At 67.0% G+C, this 21,522-nt stretch carries 21 protein-coding genes; 12 read left to right on the top strand and 9 right to left on the bottom strand.

Translation table 11 applies throughout. The features are described 5' to 3' along the window. Positions 1-25 precede the first annotated feature (25 nt). Positions 26-643 carry a glutathione S-transferase family protein gene (locus ACP696_RS16780; RefSeq protein ID WP_426013392.1) on the top strand — a complete coding sequence of 206 codons (618 nt, stop codon included), beginning with the start codon at positions 26-28 and terminating at the stop codon, positions 641-643. A 4-nt stretch (positions 644-647) separates the two neighbouring features. Here ACP696_RS16780 and ACP696_RS16775 read toward each other — a convergent pair whose 3' ends face one another. Further along, positions 648-1,097 carry a PaaI family thioesterase gene (locus ACP696_RS16775; RefSeq protein ID WP_426013391.1) on the bottom strand — a complete coding sequence of 150 codons (450 nt, stop codon included), beginning with the start codon at positions 1,095-1,097 and terminating at the stop codon, positions 648-650. 103 nt (positions 1,098-1,200) lie between these two features. Here ACP696_RS16775 and ACP696_RS16770 point away from each other — a divergent pair, with 103 nt between their 5' ends. The 7 genes from ACP696_RS16770 to ACP696_RS16740 all read left to right on the top strand — a co-directional run bounded on the left by ACP696_RS16770 (position 1,201) and on the right by ACP696_RS16740 (position 6,972). Beyond that, on the top strand, positions 1,201-1,527 hold the full coding sequence (locus tag ACP696_RS16770; protein ID WP_426013389.1) for a DUF3253 domain-containing protein: 327 nt from the start codon (positions 1,201-1,203) through the stop codon (positions 1,525-1,527). 72 nt (positions 1,528-1,599) lie between these two features. After that, positions 1,600-2,187, top strand: coding sequence for a uracil-DNA glycosylase family protein (locus ACP696_RS16765; protein ID WP_426013387.1), 588 nt, complete (start codon positions 1,600-1,602; stop codon positions 2,185-2,187). Next, positions 2,184-3,221, top strand: a complete 1,038-nt coding sequence (locus ACP696_RS16760; protein ID WP_426013386.1) for an alpha/beta fold hydrolase — start codon at positions 2,184-2,186, stop codon at positions 3,219-3,221. The genes ACP696_RS16765 and ACP696_RS16760 overlap by 4 nt, the downstream gene beginning before the upstream one ends. 73 nt (positions 3,222-3,294) lie before the next feature. Next, positions 3,295-4,356 carry a Leu/Phe/Val dehydrogenase gene (locus ACP696_RS16755; RefSeq protein WP_426013384.1) on the top strand — a complete coding sequence of 354 codons (1,062 nt, stop codon included), beginning with the start codon at positions 3,295-3,297 and terminating at the stop codon, positions 4,354-4,356. 119 nt (positions 4,357-4,475) lie between these two features. Then, positions 4,476-6,005 carry a collagenase gene (locus ACP696_RS16750; RefSeq protein ID WP_426013382.1) on the top strand — a complete coding sequence of 510 codons (1,530 nt, stop codon included), beginning with the start codon at positions 4,476-4,478 and terminating at the stop codon, positions 6,003-6,005. A gap of 59 nt (positions 6,006-6,064) precedes the next feature. Next, the gene (locus ACP696_RS16745) at positions 6,065-6,403 is read left to right on the top strand and encodes a GIY-YIG nuclease family protein (RefSeq protein ID WP_426013380.1); all 339 of its coding nucleotides are present in this window, start codon (positions 6,065-6,067) and stop codon (positions 6,401-6,403) included. Then, a complete protein-coding gene (locus tag ACP696_RS16740) occupies positions 6,400-6,972 on the top strand; it encodes a DUF2239 family protein (RefSeq protein WP_426013378.1) in 573 nt (190 codons plus the stop codon). Before ACP696_RS16745 ends, ACP696_RS16740 begins: the two co-directional genes overlap by 4 nt. Before the next feature lie 27 nt (positions 6,973-6,999). On the opposite strand, the gene ACP696_RS16735 is transcribed toward ACP696_RS16740, so the two are convergent. The 4 genes from ACP696_RS16735 to ACP696_RS16720 form a co-directional block, all read right to left on the bottom strand. Further along, a complete protein-coding gene (locus ACP696_RS16735) occupies positions 7,000-7,398 on the bottom strand; it encodes a VOC family protein (RefSeq protein ID WP_426013376.1) in 399 nt (132 codons plus the stop codon). A 28-nt stretch (positions 7,399-7,426) separates the two neighbouring features. Continuing rightward, positions 7,427-8,260, bottom strand: a complete 834-nt coding sequence (locus ACP696_RS16730) for a flagellin (protein WP_426013375.1) — start codon at positions 8,258-8,260, stop codon at positions 7,427-7,429. A 112-nt stretch (positions 8,261-8,372) separates the two neighbouring features. Continuing rightward, positions 8,373-9,464 carry an alpha/beta hydrolase gene (locus ACP696_RS16725; RefSeq protein ID WP_426013374.1) on the bottom strand — a complete coding sequence of 364 codons (1,092 nt, stop codon included), beginning with the start codon at positions 9,462-9,464 and terminating at the stop codon, positions 8,373-8,375. A gap of 76 nt (positions 9,465-9,540) precedes the next feature. After that, a complete protein-coding gene (locus ACP696_RS16720) occupies positions 9,541-10,545 on the bottom strand; it encodes an SDR family oxidoreductase (protein ID WP_426013373.1) in 1,005 nt (334 codons plus the stop codon). Between the two features lie 132 nt (positions 10,546-10,677). On the opposite strand from ACP696_RS16720, the gene ACP696_RS16715 reads away from it, so the two are divergent. Then, on the top strand, positions 10,678-12,054 hold the full coding sequence (locus ACP696_RS16715) for an MATE family efflux transporter (RefSeq protein ID WP_426013372.1): 1,377 nt from the start codon (positions 10,678-10,680) through the stop codon (positions 12,052-12,054). Between the two features lie 47 nt (positions 12,055-12,101). Here the strand turns inward: ACP696_RS16715 and ACP696_RS16710 are convergent, their stop codons facing one another. Together ACP696_RS16710 and mdoH are read right to left on the bottom strand one after the other, a co-directional pair. Next, positions 12,102-13,019 carry a cobalamin biosynthesis protein CbiG gene (locus ACP696_RS16710; RefSeq protein WP_426013371.1) on the bottom strand — a complete coding sequence of 306 codons (918 nt, stop codon included), beginning with the start codon at positions 13,017-13,019 and terminating at the stop codon, positions 12,102-12,104. A 90-nt stretch (positions 13,020-13,109) separates the two neighbouring features. After that, complete coding sequence (gene mdoH, locus ACP696_RS16705) at positions 13,110-15,116, bottom strand: glucans biosynthesis glucosyltransferase MdoH (RefSeq protein ID WP_426013369.1); 2,007 nt, start codon at positions 15,114-15,116, stop codon at positions 13,110-13,112. Between the two features lie 288 nt (positions 15,117-15,404). On the opposite strand from mdoH, the gene ACP696_RS16700 reads away from it, so the two are divergent. Beyond that, positions 15,405-15,752 carry a copper-binding protein gene (locus tag ACP696_RS16700; protein WP_426013367.1) on the top strand — a complete coding sequence of 116 codons (348 nt, stop codon included), beginning with the start codon at positions 15,405-15,407 and terminating at the stop codon, positions 15,750-15,752. A 49-nt stretch (positions 15,753-15,801) separates the two neighbouring features. Here ACP696_RS16700 and ACP696_RS16695 read toward each other — a convergent pair whose 3' ends face one another. Continuing rightward, entirely contained in the window at positions 15,802-16,827 is a 1,026-nt protein-coding gene (locus ACP696_RS16695) for an NADP-dependent oxidoreductase (RefSeq protein ID WP_426013366.1), read from the bottom strand. Positions 16,828-16,943: 116 nt separating this feature from the next. On the opposite strand from ACP696_RS16695, the gene ACP696_RS16690 reads away from it, so the two are divergent. After that, positions 16,944-17,864, top strand: coding sequence for a Gfo/Idh/MocA family protein (locus tag ACP696_RS16690; protein ID WP_426044062.1), 921 nt, complete (start codon positions 16,944-16,946; stop codon positions 17,862-17,864). A gap of 8 nt (positions 17,865-17,872) precedes the next feature. On the opposite strand, the gene ACP696_RS16685 is transcribed toward ACP696_RS16690, so the two are convergent. Then, positions 17,873-19,375, bottom strand: coding sequence for a GH39 family glycosyl hydrolase (locus ACP696_RS16685; protein WP_426044091.1), 1,503 nt, complete (start codon positions 19,373-19,375; stop codon positions 17,873-17,875). 347 nt (positions 19,376-19,722) lie between these two features. On the opposite strand from ACP696_RS16685, the gene ilvD reads away from it, so the two are divergent. After that, entirely contained in the window at positions 19,723-21,453 is a 1,731-nt protein-coding gene (gene ilvD, locus ACP696_RS16680; RefSeq protein WP_426044061.1) for a dihydroxy-acid dehydratase, read from the top strand. Positions 21,454-21,522 lie beyond the last annotated feature (69 nt).

Raw genomic sequence — 21,522 nt, 5'->3', positions numbered from 1 at the left:
CGGTCAAAAGCCGGGAGGATTTCTTTTGAAGCTCTATGACAGCCGCCGCGCCCCCAATCCTCGCCGCGTTCGCTGGTTCATGGCCGAGAAGGCCATCGAGGACATCGAGATCGTCGATGTCGATATCTTCGGCGGTCAGCACCGCCAGCCGGAGTACCTGGCCAGGGCCGGACTGCCCAACGTGCCGGCCCTCGAGATGGACAACGGCCAGACGATCACCGAGTCGGTGGCCATCTGCCGCTATCTGGAAAGCGTCTATCCAGAGCCCAATCTGTTCGGCGAGGAAGCCTGCGAGGTCGCCGTCATCGAGATGTGGTCGCGGCGCGCAGAGATGCTGGTCGCCACGCCGTTGATGATGTCCGTGCGCCATGCCCATCCGGCCCTTGCGGCGATCGAGACCCAGGTTCCCGAACTGGCCGCCAACGGCCGCGCCACAGCCGAGAAGGGCCTGAAGATGCTCAACCGTCGCTTGGCGGAGAGCGAATTCATCGCCGGCGATCGGGTGACCATGGCCGACATCCTAGCCGCCACCGGCATCGACTTCGCGCGGATGGTGCGTTTCCGGCCCGATCCAGAGCTGATCAATCTGAACCGCTGGCTGGCGGCGATGATGGCGCGGCCTGCGGCCAAGTCGGGGGTGTAGAGGCTCAGCGCGGCCTGGTCTTCTTGATCACGCCCGAGAAGTTCAGCATCGGCGAACCGCCCGTCGAAATCAGCCCGCGCACGAACAGCAGCGAACCGCCAGCCTTGGTGACCTCTCCTATCGATTCCACCAGGTCGCCGGTCCGCGCCGGGCCGAGGAACTCGCCGTTCAGGCTGACCGTGACGGCCCGCACGTCCTTCAGATGCGCCCAGGATATCGAGAACAGCGAATAGTCGGCGAAGGTCATCATGCAGCCACCGTGCATGAATCCGCCGCCGTTCATGTGGCGGGCCTCGGCGCGGAAGGCGCTGCGGACCACGCCGTTCTTTTCCCTGAAGTAGAAGGGCCCGGTCTGGTCCTCGAAGGCGTCCATGCCGGCCCAGGTGCGCCAGCCGGCCCATTCGCCGTCGGTCACTGGCTTGGGTCCGTCCCAGATCTCGTTGCCGCCGTCCATTGACCGTGCCCCTTGCGTTGTCTTTGAGGACCTAAGGCCGGCCTGGGCCGGAGGCAAGCGGCCACGCTCGCGCTGCTGACAGATTCGTGGCATTCCTCCGCCCATGAGCGATCCGATCCCACCATCCTCCCCGATCCAAGACACCATCCTGTCGCAACTGGCCGCCGTGGCGGCGGGCAAGTCGATAGACCCGATGTCGGTCGCCAAGACCGTCGAGCCCGTGCGCTGGCAGCGCCTACTGGGCCATGTCCGCACCAACGCCATCGAACTGGCCCGCGAGGGCAGGATCGTCATCCTGCGCCACAACAAGCCGGTGAACCCGGAGAAGTTTCGCGGCGTCTATCGCCTGCGGATGCGGATGGAAGGCGATCCCACCAGCTTCGAGGATGTCGTGGACGACGGTGCGATCGACGGCGGCGGCGAGGAATAGGACCCACGCGCCACACGCCCTCGGTCGTCCAGTCGCGCTTGTGCGATGGCGCGGCGCGCCTAACTCCCGTCCATGCCACTAGACGCTCTTCTCGCTGACATCGCCGCCTGCCGGGCCTGTGCGCCGTATCTTCCGCACGCCCCGCGACCCGTGGTGCGGGTTGCCCAGGGCACGCGACTGCTGATCTGCGGCCAGGCTCCGGGGAGGCTGGTGCACGAGACGGGGTTGCCGTTCAACGACCCCTCCGGAAACCGCCTGCGCGACTGGATGGGGATCGACCGCGAGACCTTCTATGGCCGGCCAGAGATCGGCGTCGCGGCCATGGCTTTCTGCTTTCCAGGGACCAGTCCTAAGGGCGGCGACTACCCGCCTCCGGCCCGCTGCGCGGCGTTGTGGCGACCTCAACTGCTGGCGGAGCTGCCCCAGGTCGAGCTGACCCTGCTGGTCGGGAGCCATGCTCAAGCCTGGGAGCTGGGCTCTCGAATGAGGGGAAGCATGACCGATACCGTCGGCGCCTGGCGCGACTATCTCGACGACGGCTTGTTGCCCCTGCCGCATCCGTCGTGGCGCAACAGCGCCTGGCTGAAGCGCAATCCGTGGTTCGACGCCGAGGTGGCGCCCTATCTTCGCCGTCGCGTGGCGGGCATTCTGGCGTCATGAACCGTCGGAACCTGCTCCTCAACGCGGCCTGTGTCGCGGGCCTGGCCGCCTGCGCCCCCATCACGCAACGCGCCGGCCCAGGCTCGTTGGGCTTTCGAGGCCCGCGCCTGTTGGCCGACGGCATGGTCAGCTTCGATGGTCAGACCCTAGGCCTGCAACGCTGGCTGCCGCCGGAAGGGACGCCTGTTAGACAGGTGATCGTCGCCCTCCACGGCATGAACGACTATTCCAACGCCTTCCACCTGGCCGGCCCGTTCTGGGCGGCGCAGGGGATCGCGACCTATGCCTTGGACATTAGGGGCTTTGGCCGCTCGCCCGACCGCGGGGTCTGGGCGCCGATCGCGCTCTCCGTCGAGGATGTGCGCACCGCCGTGGCCCTGGTCCGCGAGGCCCATCCTGAGTCCAAGGTCGCCTTGGCCGGCGTCAGCATGGGCGGCGGGCTCGCCATCGCGGCCATGGTGTCGGATCGGCCGCCCGCCGCCGACCGCCTCCTGCTGTTCGCCCCCGCCGTCTGGGGCTGGTCGGCCCAGCCTCTGCCCTACAAGACCAGCCTGTGGATCACCGCCCACACCACGCGCGGCTGGGTGGTTAAGCCGCCCGAATGGCTGGTCAAGCGCGTTCAGCCCACCGACAATATCGACGAACTGCGCCGGATGAGCCGCGATCCGCTGATGATCTGGGGCGCGCGGTCGGACACCCTCTACGGCCTGGTCGGACTTATGGAGAAGGCTTGGTCGTCGCTCGGCAAGGTGCAGGTCCCGGTCGCCTATTTCTACGGGGCCAAGGACCAGATCATTCCCAAGGAGCCGACCATGGAAGCGGCTCGACGGCTGAAGCCCGACGACCGCTCGGCCTATTACGCCGAAGGCTGGCACCTGCTGTTGGTCGACAAGCAGGCCGAGGTGGTCTGGCGTGACGCCGCCTCCTTCCTGAAGGACCCGCTGGCCGACCTGCCGTCCGGCGCCCCGCCGATCCCCGGCGCGCCGACCGCGCCCAATGTTGTGCGGACGCAGGCTGCGTCCTCGGGCGGCTAGGGCAGGGGTTGTTCCCCCTCGCCCTAAAGCGTACACGCTGCACAAACTTTCTGACTAGGGCAGGACTGACGGCATGACCTTGTTCGATTCCCCGGATTTCGAGGGACACGAAGGCGTTCACGCGTTCTTTGACGAAAAATCCGGCCTCAAGTCGATCATCGCCATCCACTCCACCGCCCGCGGCCCCGCCGCCGGCGGCTGCCGCATGTGGGATTACAGCAGCAGCGAGGCCGCAGTGACCGACGCCCTGCGCCTGTCGCGCGGCATGTCCTACAAGAACGCCATGGCCGACCTGCAGTTTGGCGGCGGCAAGGCCGTGATCATCGGCGACGCCCGCAGCCAGAAAACCCCCGAACTGTTCGAAGCCTTCGGTCGGGCCGTCGACAGCCTGGCCGGCCGCTATTGGACCGCGGAGGACGTCGGCGTCTCGCCCGCCGACCTGGTCAACACCCGCCGGACCACGCGCTATGTCGCCGGCCTCGAAGGCCACACGGGCGCCTCGGGCGATCCGTCCCCGGTCACCGCCGAGGGCGTGTTCCGTGGCGTTCGCCTCTGCGTCCAGCGCGCCCTGGGCCGCGATCTCAAGGGCGTGAGGGTCGCCATCCAAGGCGTCGGCCATGTCGGCGCCTATCTGGCCGAAAAGCTTCACGCTGCGGGGGCTCAACTGATCATCGCCGACGTCAATCAACAGGCTTTGGAGCAGGTCGCCGCCGCGACCGGCGCCCAGATCGTGCCGACCGACGCCATTTTCGACGTCGACGCCGACGTCTTCGCCCCCTGCGCCCTGGGCGGCGCGATCTCGACCACCACCTTGCCGCGCTTGAAGGTCAAGGTGATCGCTGGCGGCGCCAACAACCAACTGGCCGACGCCACCATCGGCCAGGCGGTGTTCGAGCGCGGCATTCTCTACGCGCCTGACTACGTCATCAACGGCGGCGGCATCATCAATGTGGCCGGCGAAATCCGTGCCTTGGAAGCCGGCGTTGCGTTCGACCCACAGTGGGTCGCGACCAAGCTGGACCGCCTGGCCCAGACCCTGGGCGAGGTGCTCGACCACTCCCTGGTCGACAATCGCCCCGCCAATCTGGTGGCCGACGAGATCGCCCGCGCCCGGATCGCTTCTGCGCGGGGCTGACCTTTCCAACGCGGCAAAATTGTCATGGATCAACCGTAGATCGCATGCGATTCTTGTCTTAGGGTTTCTCGGTAGCCGGCGCCCAAGCAAGGCGCCGGGGCGGATCGGGAAAACCAGCCATGAAGTTCGCTCTGCGCGCCCTGCTGCTTGGATTGCTCGTCGCCGCCGCCCAACCCGCCTCGGCGGCCGACCGCTGGCTCAAAGCTGCGACGCAGCACTTCGTGGTCTATGGCGCGATTGACGAGCCGAAATTGCGAGAGGCGGCGTCGGACCTTGAGCGTTATCACCGCCTGCTGGCGGGCGTGATGCACATGGACAGCCAGGCGACCGTGGCCCGTCTCGACATCTATCTTGTGTCTGACCATTCGGATCTCGAAAAGGTCTTGCCGGGCCTGGATCGCAATGTGGTGGGGTTCTACAAAGCCGGCCCTGGCGGACGGTTCGCGTTAGCCACGTGGGACGCCCGCGACCGCGACCAGGCGCGCCATGTCCTGCAGCACGAATATGCTCATCACTTCATGCAGCAGTATTTCACCTATCCCTACCCGACCTGGTTCACAGAGGGTTTCGCCGAGTATTTCGCCACCGCCACGGCGCAGGGCGAAACCATCCAGCTCGGCGCCGCCGCGCCCATGCGCGTGGCGTCACTCGAAAACCGGCCATGGATCACTCTGGACACTCTCCTGGCGCCCAAATCCGGGCAAGCCGCCGGTGAGATGGTCTATGCACAGGGCTGGCTGTTGACCCACTATCTACTGCGCGATCCGGTCCGCGCCGAACAACTGCAAACCTATTTCAGCGCCCTGCGCGGGGGCCAGGCCGAGCCGGAGGCCTTCGCGGCCGCCTTCAAGACCGACAAGCCCACGCTGCAGCGGCAACTTACCAGCTACGCCCGCTCGGGCATGACTTACACCATAATCCCCATCAAGCCGCTCGCCCCCGCTGACATGACGGTGACCGCGCTGTCGCCGGCCGCCAAGGATCTGCTGCTGCCGTCGCTGCGCCTGATGCAGGGGCGACATGGCGAGACCGACGATCAGGCGGCGGCGATCCTGGCCACGATCACCAAGAGCGCCGCCAAATATCCCGGCGATCCCCTGGCGATCCGCACCCAGGCTCACGCCGAGCAGGTGTTCGGTGACCCTTCGACCGCCGTGGCCACGCTGAAAGGCGCGGACATCGTGAAGGACGATCCCTATAGCCAGTATTTGCTGGGGGTTTCCTATCTCTCCGTCGCGCGTCGCGATCCGGCCCAGAAGGCCGGCGCGACCGCTGAAGCCAAGAAAGCCTTCGCCCGTGCGGTCAAGCTCGATCCCAGCTTCTACCCCGCCCTCTATCGCTACGCCCGCACGCTGCCGCCCGAGAGCGAGACCGTAATCGACGTCTTGGTCCAGGCCCATCTGCTGGCCCCCCAGGTCGAGCAAATCCGCATCGACGCTGTGCTCGCCCTGCTGCGAAAGGGCGAGTACGACACCGCAGGCGCGCTGATCGAGCCGCTGGCCCGCTCGCCGCACATGAACCTGAATGTCGCGGCCGCCCAGGTCCTCGCCGAGAGCGCCACCGCGCACAAGGCGCCGCCCAATGATCAAGTTCTCGTCAAGGAAGCCCACGGTCGGATGGAAAAAGCGACGAGCGATAACGAAAAATAAAATCCGGGTAATATTGACTCTCTAAATTATCCGGGTAAAAATCGGTCATGGAAACGAACATGACCGACCGACGGGCGCTGCTGCGAGACTACAAGGACCGCCAAGTACAGGCCGGAATCTACGCCGTCCGTTGCCTGGTGACACGCGAGGCATGGATCGGCAGCACGCCCGATCTCGCCACCCGCCAGAGCGGCGTCTGGTTCAGTCTGAGGATGGGCGGCCATTCCAGCGCCAGCCTGCAGGCGGCGTGGAAAACGCACGGCGAGGCGGCCTTCGGTTTCGACGTGCTGGAGGTGCTCGAAGACGAGGGCCTGGAACGGCTGGGCCGGGCCTCGTTGCTGGTCGAGCGCCGCGAGCATTGGCGGGTCAAGCTGGGCGCCGAGGGGTTGCGGCGATGAGTGGCGCGCCCAACCCCTATGTCGTCTTCGAGGGCGAGCGGCGGCTCGCGGCGGGCTCAAAGCTGGAAGTGGCCGTCGCCGCCCAAGGCCGGTTGGAGGACGCGCCGGCGGAGCCACTGCTGATCTTCGATCCGGAGGGCCGGCAAGTCGATTTCGACCTGCGCGGCGGTCCTTCGGATATCGCTCGGCGACTGGGCGGAGAGACGCCGGAGGCCGCGCCGCGCGGTCGGGGCCGCCCGAAGCTCGGCGTCACCGCCCGCGAGGTGACCCTGCTGCCGCGCCATTGGGAATGGTTGGCCGCGCAGCCGGGCGGCGCCTCGGTGGCGCTGCGCAAGCTGGTCGAGGCCGCCCGTCGCGACACGGAGGGACCCACCCGTCGCCGCGCCGCGCGTGACGCCACCTATCGTTTCGCCTCGGTGATGGCCGGCGACCGTGCGGGCTTCGAGGGCGCCTCTCGAGCGCTGTTCGCGGGCGACGCGCGGGCCTTCTTCGATCTGGCGGCCGCGTGGCCGACGGACATCGTCGAGCACCTTCGGGTCCTGGCGGCGGAGGCGTTCGAGGCGGCTTAACACGCCCATTGGCCTGCAGGCCCGCCGTCACTCAGCCTTGGTCTTGGGTTGCAGCAGGTCCCAGCGGTGGCCATAGACGTGCTCGAACACCGCGACGCTGCCATAGGCCTCATGACGCGGCTCCTCCAGGAAACGCACGCCCGCCGCGGTCAGCCGGGCATGGTCGCCGGCGAAGTCGTCGGTGTGCAGGAAAAGCCAGACCCGTCCGCCGCCCTGGCCGCCAACCATCGCCGCTTGAACCGCGTCGGCCGCCTTGGCCAGCAGGAAGCGCGAACCGCCAAGCCCCGGCGAGACCACGACCCAGCGCTTGCCGCCGCCCATGTCGCTGTCCTCGACCAGGCTGAAACCCAGCTTGCCGACATAGAAGGCCAAGGCCTCGTCATAGTCACGGACGAGCAGGGACAGCAGGGCGAGATGGCGGGCCATGGGAACTCATTGGGTGACGTCCCTGATCTTAGCGCCCAAACAGCGTCAGCAAATACGACGTGCCCGAATTGGCTATGCTCAGCGACTTGTAAGCCAACTGCTGCTTGATCTGCAGGGCCTGAAGCTTGGTGGCCTCCTTGGCCATGTCGGCGTCGACCAGCCGGCCGATCGAGGCGTCGAGCGTGTCCTGCAGCTTGTCGATGAAAGTCATGTGGGTCTGCAGCGCATAGGCGCCCGTGCCGATGTGCGAGAGGGCCGAGGTGACGTTCTCGATTGCCCCGCCCATCGCCTTGATCTCGGCGGTGCTGATCGGCGCGCCCAGCAGGTCGGCGCGCATGCCCGACAGGGCCGAGCCTGTGGTTGACAGGTCCACGTGATCGACATCGACGGTGTCGGAGGCCTGGGCGTTGGCGAGGGCCCGGATCTGGCCGTTCGAGCCTGAGGAGATCAGGTTGACGCCGTTGAAGTCGGCATTGCCGACCGTGCGATCGATCTGACGCTTCAGCGACACGTAGTCGTCGTTCAAGGCCTTGCGGCTGGTGGTGGAGAGGCTGGTGTCCGAAGCCGCCAGCATCTTTTCCTTCATCTGGCCGAGCAAGTCGGTGACGGTGTCGCCGGCCGCGAGGGCGACGTCGGTGATCGATTGGCCCCGTTGCAGCGAGGCGCGCACAGCGTCCAGCGAATGGGATTCCGCGCGCTGGTTCTGGGCGATCGCCCAGACGGCGGGATTGTCCTTGGGGGAGGAAATCGCCCGGCCGGTGGCGATGTGGCGCAAGGTGTCGGACAGGTCGCGGTTGGTCGCAGCCAGCGACTGCAGGGCGATCATCGCGCCGATATTGGTGTTGACGCTATTCAGCGACATCGAAAATTCCGACGGCGCGTTTTGCGCCTGGTTGGCAACCTAGACTGGCGACCTTAGCGGCCCGTTACGGAGCAAGGTAAAGGGCCTCCCCCGGAGAGGGAGGCCCTTAAGGCTACTGACCGAAAGCGGTCTTCAGCTTGCCGGCCGCGAAGTCCTCGGCGTCCTTGGCGTCGGCGACGACCGCGCCCATGCCGAAGAACTCGTGGGTCACGCCGGCATATTCCTTGAGGTCGGTGGCGACACCGGCGGCCTTCAGCTTGTCGGCCAGATTGACGCCGTCGTCGTGCAGCGGGTCGATCTCGGCCAGGATGATCGTGGTCGGCGGCAGGTTCTTCAGGTCGGCGCCCACCAGGTTCACCCGCGGGTCGGTGGCCTGGGCAGGGTTGCCGAGGGTGTGGGTGAAGAACCAGGCCAGCATCGGGGTGTTCAGCGGCTTGGCGGCGGCGTTGGCCACCTTGGAACGGGTGGCCATGTTGCTGTCGGCCACCGGATAGACGGCGATGACCGCCTTGGGCGCCATCCAACCCCTGTCCCGCGCGGCGATGGCGACATTGACGGCCATGTTGCCGCCTGCGCTTTCGCCGACCACGGCCACCTTGGTCGGATCGCCGCCCCACTTCGCGGCATTGGCCAGCAGCCAAGGATAGGCGGCGTTCGCGTCGTCGTGAGCGGCCGGGAACTTGGCTTCCGGCGCGTGGCGATACTCGATCGAGACGACGATGGCGTTGGCCGCCTTGGCCAGGGCGCGCGGCCCGCCGTCATAGACGTCGATATCGGCGATTACCCAGCCGCCGCCGTGGATGTAGAGCACGACGGGCAGGGGACCAGTCGCGCCGGCTGGCGTATAGACCCGCGCCTTCTGGGCGCCGCTGGCCCCAGGATAGGTTATATCCTTTGTTGTCACCGTGGTGTCGGCCCTAAGGCCCTTCTCGGCCATCAGCGCCTTGACCGCGTCGGTCGGGGTTGGCTGCTTGCGGGCCTCTTCGGGTGACAAGGTCTCGATGGGCTTGCCGCCCAGCGAGCCCAGCTTGTCGAGCACGGCCTGCATGTCGGCGTCGGCCTTGCCGGCTTCGGTGGTCTGGGTCGCGGCCGCCGGCGTGTCGCCGGTGGTCTTGGGCGCGCCGGTCTTCGGCGAGCAGGCGGCGGCGGTGAGCGCCAGCACAGAAACCGCGCCAAGCGCGATCAGCGGATGTTTCTTGGTCATGGACATTTCCTGGCTGGCGAAGGCCGCCAGACTTTTTTCTGATTTCGCAACGGGTTAACGCCGCCAGCGGTTCCGCCTAGCCTCCCGTGTAGCCGCCGATGATCGGCAGCACTTCACCGGTGATGTAGCTGGAGGTCTGGGGGGAGGCCAGGAACACGTAGGCGGGCGCGATCTCCTCCGGTTGGGCCGGGCGTTTCATGGGCGTCTTGCCGCCAAACTGCGCCACGTCGGGACCCAGCTTGTCGGCCGGGTTCAGCGGGGTCCAGACAGGACCGGGGGCCACGGCGTTGACCCGAATGCCCTTGTCGATCAGGTGGGTGGCCAGCGAGCGGGTGAAGGCGTGGATGCCGCCCTTGGTCATCGAATAGTCCAACAGGTCCTTGTTACCGAGCAAGCCGGTAACCGAGCCGGTGTTGACGATGGCGCCACCCGGCGGGATCACTTTCACCGCCGCCTGGGCCATGTGGAAATAGCCATAGAGGTTGGTCTTCAGCGTGCGGTCGAAGTGTTCTTCGGTCAGGTCCTCGAAGTCGAGCACGTGCTCCTGGAAGGCGGCGTTGTTGACCAAAATGTCCAACTTGCCCAACTCCGCGACCGTGCGCGCGACGGCGGCCTTGGCATAGGCGGGGTCGGCGACATCGCCGGGCACAAGGATGGCGCGGCGGCCTTCCTGTTCAACGGCCATGCGGGTCAGCTCGGCGTCCTCGTCTTCGTCGAGATAGCCGATGGCGACGTCGGCCCCTTCGCGGGCGAAAAGCACCGCCACGGCCCGGCCAATGCCGCTGTCGGCGCCGGTGATCAGGGCCACCTTGCCCTCTAGCTTGCCCGAGCCCTTGTAGAAGGGCGCGTCGTACATCGGCGCCGGATCGAGCGCGGCCTCGAGGCCGGGCTTCAGCTGGTGCTGTTCGGGGAAGGGCGGCGCGGGATAGGGACGAGCGCCGGCTTGCATGGCGGGCTTCGCGTCCTCGTTCTCCTTGAACGACCGCTTCTCCTTCGCGTCCAGCGGGGCCTGGATGTCGCGTTCGGCCTGCGACGTGCGGTGGGCGGCGGATTCAAATTCCGGGGTTTCGACGTCTGACATCGCGCGCTCCTGAAGGCTGAGACGTCGGAACAGGCGAGCGGTAGCGGATGTTCCAAGCCTCAGCATGGGAAGCGGGGTTGCCCAAAGCGGAGGCATCGGTCATTTTCCCGGCCCTCTTTGAAAGGCCTTTCCATGCCGCCGCTCGCGGCCGCGTCGGCTCCCGACCCGGGGAAGCCGCACGGCGTCATCGTCTCCGACCTGATTGAACTGCTCCGCCTGGCGGGGCCGGTGGTGCTGTCGCGCCTGGGGATCATGGTCATGGGCCTGACCGACGCCATCGTGGTGGGGCACTATTCGGCGACGCAACTTGGCTTCCACGCCATGGCCTGGGCGCCGACCTCGGTGTTCGTCACCGTCACGGTCGGGCTGCTGGTCGGGGTGCAGGTGATGGGCTCGCGGGCCATCGGAGCCGGCAAGCCGCATGAGGCGGGAGCGGTGCTGCGGCGGGGGCTCTCCTACGCCCTGTGGTTGGGCCTGGCTGGCACCTTGCTGCTGGCGGTGCTGGGACCGCCGCTGCTGCACCGCGCGGGCCTGGACAAGGCCCTGGCCGACGGCGCGACCGTGCCGCTGATCGTGTTTTCGCTGTCACTGACCCCCTATGCGCTGAGCGTCGCCCTGAGCTTTTGGTTGGAGGGCCTGGCGCGGCCGGGGGCGGTGACCATCGCCATGTGGATCGCCAACCTGATCAACCTGGCGGTCAATCTGGTTTTGGTGCCGGGAACCTTTGGCTTGCCCGCCTTGGGCGCGACAGGCGCGGCCTGGTCCACCTTCGTGGCGCGGGTGGCCCTGACGGTGATGCTGGTCGTGATCATCCTGCGCCGCAAGGACGCCCGCGACCTGGGCGTGTTCGACAAGCCGGCCCGCGACCGGCCGGCCGAGATCGAGCAACGGCGGGTTGGCTATGGCGCGGGCACGTCGAACTTCTTCGAGGTCTCGGCCTTCGCCGGCATGAGCCTGGTGGCTGGCTGGCTGGGCGGCTATTCGGTGGCCGCCTGGGCTGTGGTGCTGAACGTGGTGGCGGTGATCTTCATGGTCCCGCTGGGCCTGTCGACCGCCACGGCGGTGCAGGTGGGCCGGGCCTATGGCGCGCGCGACCTGCCAGGCATGAGCCGAGCCGGCTGGATCGCCTTTGGCGTCACGGCGGTGTTCGCCCTCCTGGTGTCGGGACTGCTGTATCCGCTGCGCCATCTCGTGGCGGCGGCCTACACGACCGACCCGGCGGCCCTGGCCCTGATCGGGCCGGCGCTGGCGCTCAGCTGCCTGTTCCTGCTGCCCGACGCCGTCCAGGTGGTTTGCGCCCAAGCCCTGAGGGCGCGCGGCGAGGTGTGGATTCCCACCGCCACCCACATGGTGGCCTATGCCCTGATCATGGGCCCCTTGGCCTGGTGGCTGGCCCTGCCGATGAAGCTGGGGGTCAACGGCATCGTCTGGTCGGTGATCATCACCAGCTTCATCGCGGCGGGGCTGCTGCTGGGGCGATATAGAATGCTGGACGTGCGGGACCGGTGATGCAATGGGGACAGGCGCATGCGTCTGTCCCCATCAGGGCGTGCTGACTAGATGGCCGCCCCCAGGATCCAGCCTTCCTGCGTCTCGGCGTCGACCACCACGTCCTCCGGCGCGCCCTTGCTCGGCCCGAACAGCGCGGCCAGCTTGCCCGCCTCGTCCAGCTTGGCGAAGTGCTCGGCCAGAGCGCGCACCTGGGCGGCGTCCTTGACCTCGCCAGCCGCCTGAACGGCCTTGATCAGCGAGGGATAGACCTCGGCGATCACCACCGACACGCCCTCGAGGTCGGCCTCGGTCAGAGCCTTGAAGCCCGTTTCGAACGGCCAGACCCGCGCCGCGTCGCCGCGAGCATCCCGAAGACGGCGCGCCGCCGGAATGCCCATGATCGCCTGGCCACCTACCGAGCCGTTGTAGTAGAGCTTCCAGATCGAATGGGCGCCGCCCCCTTTTGTAGGTTGGGCCGCCACATCCGCGTGGCGGAACTCCGGCAGGTCGTCCGCGCCATGCTCGCGGGTCTTCTTCGGCTGCAGCGTGGTCAGGGTGTCCTTGGGCGGCACGCCCCAAAACGGGAAGGGACCGCCGGTCAGCCGGCGGTTAAGCTCCGAGCCGACGCCGAAGCGGTTGTTGGTGTTGTCGGTCTTGTCCTTGACCATCTTGGCCAGTTGGTCCCAGACCGCGCGCCAGGGTTGCTCGCCCTTCAGGGCCAGGGCCTGGGAGAAGCCGCGCGGGAAGCCCAGCGGGAAGTCGAAACCCACCAGAGCGCGCTCGCCCCGCTTCTTCAGGTCGTCGAGGATCGCCGCCAGCTTGGTCTCGGCTTCGAGACGCGTAGGCGGGTTGAAGGTCTCGTAGGTCAGGCGAAAGCGCACATCGCGCTTGACCACGCCGATCCACACGGAGTCCGCTCCCGTGGTCGGCTTGGCCGCCGCGCTCCAGTCGACGATCACATAGGCGCTGAAGAGGCGCGACACGGCGGAAGCTCCGTTAGGATTGAACGAAGCGCGCTTCTACTCCGGTCGGGGAGGCGGAGCCAGACGCTTAGCGCGCCTGGCTGTAAGATGTCAGGCGGCGTTCTGTTCCGCCGGGTGCTCGGCGACCAAGACGGGATGCTGCTGGCGGCTGAACCAGGCGGCCGGCGGCTCGCAGGCGGGGCCCAAGGCCGCGCGGACGATGGCTGGCGGCCGACGCTCTTCCGGGGTCATGAACAGGCCGTTGGCCTTGACGGCCAGGCCGGCGATCTTGTGTGCGCCCAGCATGGTCAGCGGCACGGCTAAAACCAGGCCGGCCAGGATCGGGGCGGTGGCGGTCAGCAGGTCCGGCGTGAACCAGAACATCACCGACAGGGCCAGGCCCGTGAGGCTGATCCAGCCCATGGCCGCGAAGGCTTCCTTGCCGGTGACCTTGTCGGCGTCGCGGCGCTGGGTGGCCCAGCCGCCGACCTTGCCGGCCAGGATCTCGACCAAGGCGCGGGTCTGGGTGAACATCAGCATCGGGGCGACCAAGGCCGAGAGCAGCATCTCGACGGCGAGGCCGGCCAGGATCCGGCGGCGGCCGCCGAAGCCCCTGATCTCGTGCTTGCGCGAAAAGACCAGGATCGAGCCCAGGATCTTGGGGCCAAACAGCAGGACGAAGGTGATGATCATCGCCCAGGCGGTGGCCTGGATCTCGCGCCAGTCAATCAGGGCGTGGGCTGCGGCCTGCAGGTCGGCCAGGGTGAAGGCGGCCTTCTTCAACTCCGGCATCAGCATGCGCGAGATGATCCCGGCTGACAGGGCTACGAACCAAAGGGGCGACAGCACATAGCTGAGCACGCCGATCACCAGGTGCAGGCGGCTCATCCAGTGCAGGCCGGGCAGGCCGATCAACGGCACGTGCTGCACATTGCCCCGGCACCACCGGCGATCGCGCGTGGCGAAATCCAGCAAATTGGAGGGGCTCTCTTCATACGAGCCACCCAGATAAGGCGCCAGGTGCACGCCCCAGCCGCCGCGGCGCAGCAGGGCGCTTTCCAGGGCGTCGTGGCTCATCACCTCGCCGCCGAACGGCTTGGGGCCGTCCAGGCTGGGCAGGCCGCAGGTCTCGGCGAAGGCGCGGGTGCGGACGATGGCGTTGTGGCCCCAAAAGGAGCTTTCCGAACCCGACCACCAGGCCAGGCCCGTCCAGGCGACGCGGCCGTAGAGGCGCGTGGCGAACTGCAGGGTGCGGGCGAAGATCGTCTGGCCGTTGATGATCATTGGCATGGTTTGGATCAGGCCAATGCGCGGGTGACGCTCCATGGCGTCGGCCAGGCGGACCATGGCCTCGCCGGTCATCAGGCTGTCGGCGTCGAGGATCAGCATGTGCTCGTAGTCGCCGCCCCAGCGGGCGACCCAGTCGGCGACATTGCCAGCCTTGCGGCCCGTGTTCTGGGTGCGCTTGCGATAGAACACGTGGCTATTGGCCTCGCGGCGGAAGCGGGCGAAGCAGGCTTGCTCGGCCAAGGCCACGGCCGCGTCGCGGGTGTCGCTGAGGATGAAGATGTCGAAGGCGCGGCTATTGCCGGTCTCGGCCAGCGAGACGTCCATGGCGCGCAGGCGGGCGAACACCTCGGCGGCGTCCTCGTTGTGCACCGGCATCAGGATCGCGGTGCGGGCCTTGGGTCTGGGCATGGGCGAGGATGCGCTGTCGTCGATGCCCAGCGGATCCTTGGGCTTGCCCAGCAGCACCACAAAGCCAACAACGGCCGTGCAGAACCACAGGGCCAGAGCCAGGAACAGCGGGGCCAACAGGGTGATGCAGACGGCTTCCAGGTGAGTCACGCCGCCCAGGGCGATGGTGTCGAACGTGGCCTTCCAGCCGGCGAAGCCCATCACGGCGGTGCCGATGAACACGCCCCAGCGGCGTAGGTGAAGGTCGCTCTTGGCCGTGTTGGAAGGCTTGGCCCCGCCCTGCCAGAAGGCAAGCGGTTGCACCGGCATGGCCAGGGGTGCGTCGGTGGGAATCTCGACCCGCTCGCTGGCGGACATCACCGTTTCGTAGGCGACGCTGCGCGACGAAGTCAGATCGAAGAAGGCGCCGCGTTCGCTCATGGTCTGTCGTCTCGGGCTGTCCGGAGATAAGCCGGGCCTCTCCGAAGAAGCGTGGCGATGGGCGCGAGGTCAGCTTCACCGGACGCACCGCCTCCGCTAGGAATTGGGCGCGTTCTGCTGCTACTTTGCGTTCACCGACAACCGGCGTGGAGAGCCGCCAGTCTCCCTAGAGTAAAACTTCGATCACGAATTCGCTACCACAATCGCCGCGCTTTTCGCACTTGCGGCAAAAAACATCAAAGCGCGATCGTCCAACAGGCTGTCGCTAGTAACTTGTCACGAGACTATATGATAAAAATCAATGCCTTGAAGATCGTTTTTCTCAGCGGTTTGCTCATCGCCTGCGGCCAGGGGGCACCGCCAAAGGCGCCCGAAAAGGTCGCAGCGGCGCCGAAAGCGGCTGTCCCAAACGGCCCGGAGTACGACTCAACGGGTGTGATCGCGGCGATCGAAGGCCAGACTCTCACGCTCGATCACGACGGCGCGAGCGCGGTTAAGCTCTCCGCCGGGCGCGCGTCGTTCACGGGGTATGCGGACATTTTGGCCGAGGCGCCAATGACGCCTGGCGCGCGGGTGGGCTTCAAGTTCCGCAAGGTGGGCGACGGTTACGCCCTGACGGAGCTCAGGGGACGGTAGGTGTAGTGGGGACAGGCGCATGCGCCTGTCCCCAAAACGGAGCAGGCCGCTAGCCCAGCTTGACCAGCATCTTCCCCAGGTTCTCGCCCTTGAAGAGCTTGATGAACGCGTCGGGCGCGCGCTCTACGCCCTCTTCGATCGTCTCGTTCCACTTCAACTGACCCGAGCCGATCCAGCCGGCGATGTCGGCGATGAATTGCGGCGCGAGGTCGTAGTGGTTGGAGACGATGAAACCTTCCAGCCTAAGGCTCTTGCCGACCGCCTGGATGATGTTGCTTGGGCCGGTCAGGGCGCCGGTTTCGTTATATTGCGAGATCATCCCGCAGAGGGCGAAGCGGGCGAACGGCCGCGCCGAGTTGATGGCCGCCTCAAGGTGAACGCCGCCGACATTCTCGAAATAGACGTCAATGCCCTTGGGCGCGACCCGCGCCAGTTCGGCCACTACGTCGGGCGTGGCCTTGTAATCGATGACCTCGTCGACGCCGATGCTCTTGAGGAACGCCACCTTCTCGGGCCCGCCAGCTGACCCGATCACCGTGTGGCCCTTCAGCTTGGCGATCTGGCAGACGACCTGCCCCACCGCCCCGGCGGCGGCCGAGACGAAGACGATGTCACCATCCTTGAGGGCCGCGATGCGCAAGAGCCCGGCATAGGCGGTCAGGCCCGGCATTCCGGCCACGCCCAGGAAGGTCTGGGGCGGCAGGCCATGGGTGTCGATCTTGGTCACCGCGCCCATGCCGCCGGCCGCTAGCGCCTTGGGCGAGACGTTGAACACCTCGCGCCAGCCAAACATGGTGCTGACGATGTCGCCCACCTTGAAGTCCGAATCATTGGTGGCCGTGACCTCGCCGATCGCCCCGCCCTGCAGGGCCTCGCCCAGCTCGAATGGCGGCACATAGCTTTTGCGGTCGGTCATCCGGCCGCGCATGTAGGGATCAACCGACATCCACAGGTTCTTCACCTGGATTTCGCCATCGCCCGGCGCGCCGACCTCGACCGTGGCCAGTTCGAAGTCGGTGGTGACTGGGACACCCACCGGGCGGCTCTTCAGACGGATTTCGCGCGACGTGACCATGGTCGTTCCTCCAGACCTCGTGATCGAGGTGCGTTGCTTAAACGAACGTTTAACCCGGTCTGGTCCGCGCCTCCAGTCCTTCCCGCGACAAAGCGAACGGTCTAGACAGCAAACCCATGACCCAAGATATCCTCAAGGCTGGCGTTGTCGGCGCGGGCGTGTTCGGCGGCTACCACGCCAAGAAGTACGTCGAGCTCGACGGGGTCGAACTCAAGGCGGTGTTCGACATCGACCTCGCGCGGGCTCAGGCCCTGGCCGAGCCCCTGGGCGCGGAAGCCTTCGATGACATGGCCGCCTTCCTGGCGACGGTTGATGTGGTCACCGTCGCGACCCCGGCCGTGCACCATGCCCCGGCCGTGCTGGCGGCGCTGAAGGCGGGAAAGCCGGTCTATTCCGAAAAGCCCCTGGCCGTGACGCCGCAGGACGCCGACGCTCTGGTCGCCGAGGCCGCCAAGCGACGGCTGCCGCTGGCCTGCGGTCATCAGGAACGGGTTGTGTTCCAGGCCATGGGCCTGCTGGACATTCCCGAGCAGCCGCTGCGCCTTGAGGCCGTGCGTCGTGGCACGCCTTCGGACCGCAATCTCGACGTCTCGGTGGTGCTCGACCTGATGATCCACGACATCGACCTGGCCCTGGCGATCTGCGAAGGCGAGCCGATTGCCGTGGAAGGCGAGGGGGCCACCACCCGCTCGACCTCGCTCGACTGGGTCAAGGCCGAGGCCACCTTCGACAACGGCTTCACCGCCGTGTTCGACAGCTCGCGCGTCGCCGACGCCCGCGAGCGGACCATGAAGGTCGTCTACCCCTCCGGCGAGGTCGAGATCGACTTTCTGGCCCGCACCTTCCGCAACACCACGCCGTTCCCGCTGATCGAGGACTTCACCGAGACCCCGGCCGGCAAGGACCCCCTGGGCCAGAGCGTGGCGGGGTTCCTGAAGGCGGTGCGCGGGGAGGCGCCGCGTCCGGTGGTCACCGGCGAGGAAGCGGCCCGGGCGCTGGACCTGGGCCTGGCGGTGGAGCAGGCGGCGGGGGGCTAACGGCGCGGTTAGCGTGGCGCCACCTTCACCAGCACCACGTCATTGGCCCGCATGGTCACCGCCACCCTCGCCGCGCCCGACTTGCCGACGGTCAGCGCTCGGGTCTCGGGCTTGTCCACCGTCAGCGCCTGCAGGTCGCTTACCTGCGACCCGCGCAGCGTCTTGGGCGAGCCCAGCTCCAGATAGGCCGTGTAGGCGTCGTTGGCCTTGAAGCCGGTGCGGAAGATCTGGACGTCATAGCGGCCCGGCTTCAAGCCCTTGAGGTCAAGGCTGACCGGCTCAATGTCATGAGTGGGCTGCACCTTGGTGTAGTAGGGCCGGTTGCTCTTTTCCTGCACCGGCTGACGGAAGGCCCAGACCAGGGCCTGGACGCCGCCCTTGTCGCCCGTGACATAACTCTCGGCGTCTGCGACCTTTATCGCCTTGTCGCCCAACTGGTTCAGATACTTGTAAGCGAACCAGGCCGGCTTGCGGATGCCCTGCGGGTTCATCAGGCCAAAGCCGCCCTGGAACGGCGCGGTGGGCGGGCCCGGCTCTTCGAACAGGTCGCTATAGGTCCAATAGCTCATGCCCTGCAGCAGGCCCTCGCTGGCCTTCAGCTTGCTGAGGATATAGGGCGCGCTGACATAGGAATCGTGGACCGGATCGCGCGGCGTGTAGCTGGTGCTCCATTCGGTGAAATAGAGCGGCAGGCCGGGCCTGGACGAGGCCTCGATCTCCTGGCGCACCCGCCGCACATCGCCGACGATGGCGTCGGGCGACGTCGATAGCTTGGTGTCGCTCTCGCCCTTCTCGTCCAGGAACCCGCCGTCGACGCCGTAGGTGTGGGTGGTGATGAAGTCGACCGGCGCGCCCGAGGCCTTGGTGTGGGCGATGAATTCCGGCGTCCAGGCCGCGCCCGCCGTCGAGGGCCCCCCGACCTTTAACTGCGGATCGACGGCTTTCAGGGTGCGCGCCGTCAGGTCATAGAGCTCGAAATAGGCCTTCTGGTCGGCGCCTTCCCAGAAGCCGGCCAGGTTGGGCTCGTTCCAGACCTCAAAGTACCACGACCGCACCTCGGCCTGGCCGTAACGCGCCTCGACGTGGCGGGCGAAGGCGTCCACCAGCCCGGCCCAGGCCTTGGGCTCGGGGTGGGACGAGTTGCCCTTCCAGTAAAAGATCGTCTGTTCCGAGGTCTTCATGGCGTCGGGCGTGAAGCCCAGCTCGACGAACGGCTTGATCCCGATCTTCAGCAGGGCGTCGTAGAGCGCGTCGATTTTTATCCAGTCATAGACCGGCTTGCCGTCAACGACGCGGTAGGTCCCCAGCACGTCATGGAAGATGGCGTGGAAGCGGATGTAGCGGAAGCCAAGCTCGTCCTTGGCGGTCTTGAGCTGGGCCAGGCTGTCGTCGCGCAGCAAGGTGCCCGGATAGTCCGAGCCGACCGACAGGTCATAGAAGCGGTCGCGCGGGGTGGTCGGGGCCTGGGCGTCGATGGCGATGTGGCGGACGGCGCTCGGCTCGGCGGCCATTGCGGCCGTCGAGGCCAGCAGTGAGGCCAGGGCCGAGGCGGCGGCGGTCGCGAACCGTGTGTTCCGGACGATCTTCATCACTGGTCAAACTCCGTCTGTTTCCGCCCGGGCCGTCTAAGCGATCTTTGTCGCTCTCTGGCTGATGAGAGCGGTACTATCATTTGTCACACAATGCCTAGAGGGCGCGGCTGCGAAGGGTTTGATCGTGCGTCGAGGGCTGCGACGCCGCTGACCCGTCGCAACGAAATATGCGTGCGGCGCCGGTTTCACGGTAAAAACCAAGCGCGAACCCTTCCGTCGCGCTTGCGCCTGAGCTAACCACACCGCTCTGTTCGAAGGGCATAAGCATGACCAAGAAACCCGACGGGACCTGGGACAAGTCGCAACTCCCCAGCCGGCACGTGACCGAGGGACCGGCCCGCGCGCCGCACCGCTCGTATTACTACGCCATGGGGCTTGGCACCCGCGAGATCGCCCAGCCGTTCGTCGGCGTGGCCTCGTGCTGGAACGAGGCCGCGCCGTGCAACACCGCCCTGATGCGCCAGGCCAACGCCGTCGCCAAGGGCGTCAAGGCGGCCGGCGGTACGCCGCGCGAGTTCTGCACCATCACCGTCACCGATGGCATCGCCATGGGCCATGAGGGCATGCGCTCATCTTTGGTCAGCCGCGACGTGATCGCCGACTCGGTCGAGCTGACCATGCGCGGCCACGGCTATGACGCCCTGGTCGGCGTCGCCGGCTGCGACAAGAGCCTGCCAGGCATGATGATGGCCATGCTACGCCTCAACGTGCCGTCGGTGTTCCTGTACGGCGGCTCGATCCTGCCTGGCCGCTTCCAGGGCCGCGACATCACCGTGATGGACGTGTTCGAGGGCGTCGGAGCCTTCGCCGCCGGCAAGATGTCCGCCGAGACCCTGTGCGAGCTGGAGCAGCACGCCTGTCCGTCGGACGGCGCCTGCGGCGGCCAGTTCACCGCCAACACCATGGCCTGTGTGTCGGAAGCCATCGGCCTGGCCCTGCCGCTGTCGTCGGCCCTGCCGGCCCCCTATCTCGACCGCGACCAATATGCCGTGGCCTCGGGCGAGGCGGTCATGCGGCTGATCGAGCAAAACATCCGCCCCCGCGACATCTGCACCCGCAAGGCCTTCGAGAACGCCGCCGTCGTCGTCGCCGCCACCGGCGGCTCCACCAACGGAGCCCTGCACCTGCCGGCCATGGCCCACGAATGCGGCATCGAGTTCACCCTGAAGGACGTGGCCGAGATCGCCGCCCGCACGCCCTATATCGCCGACCTCAAGCCCGGCGGCCGCTATGTGGCCAAGGACATGGGCGAGGCGGGCGGCGTGCCGATGCTGCTGCGCACCCTGCTCGACGCCGGCCTGCTGCATGGCGACTGCATGACCGTCACCGGCAAGACCCTGGCCGAAAACCTGGCCGACGTGGTTTGGCGCGACGACCAGGACGTCATCCGTCCGGTCTCCAACCCGCTGTCGCCGACCGGCGGCGTCGTGGGTCTGTGGGGGTCGCTGGCTCCGGATGGCGGCATCGTCAAGGTGGCGGGCCTCAAGCATCAGGTGCATCGCGGCCCGGCTCGGGTATTCGACGGCGAGGCGGCCTGTTTCGAGGCGGTGTCGAACCGCGACTACAAGGAAGGCGACGTCCTGGTCATCCGCTACGAAGGACCGCGCGGCGGGCCGGGCATGCGCGAGATGCTGTCGACCACCGCCGCCATCTATGGCCAGGGCGTGGAGAACATCGCCCTGATCACCGACGGCCGCTTCTCAGGCGCCACGCGCGGCCTGTGCGTCGGGCATGTGGGTCCTGAAGCCGCGCTCGGCGGTCCGATCGCCCTGGTCAAGGACGGCGACATCATCAGCATCGACGCCACCAAGGGCACGATCGAGCTGGAGGTGGATCCGATCGAGCTGGAGAACCGCCGCCGCCACTGGGAGCCGCGCAAGCACAACTACAACAGCGGCGCGATCTGGAAGTTCGCCCAACTGGTGGGGCCGGCCTATCTCGGCGCGACGACCCATCCGGGCGCGGCGGAAGAGACGCATATCTACGCGGATCTGTAGGGCGCGCGGGGCATGGTGAGGGACACATACTCATTTCCCCCACCGCCTTATCAGCCGCGAAGCCGTTGC

Source organism: Caulobacter sp. DWR3-1-2 (genome assembly GCF_049896225.1).
Classification (GTDB): domain Bacteria; phylum Pseudomonadota; class Alphaproteobacteria; order Caulobacterales; family Caulobacteraceae; genus Caulobacter.
This window is presented reverse-complemented; position numbering and strand designations above follow the sequence as displayed.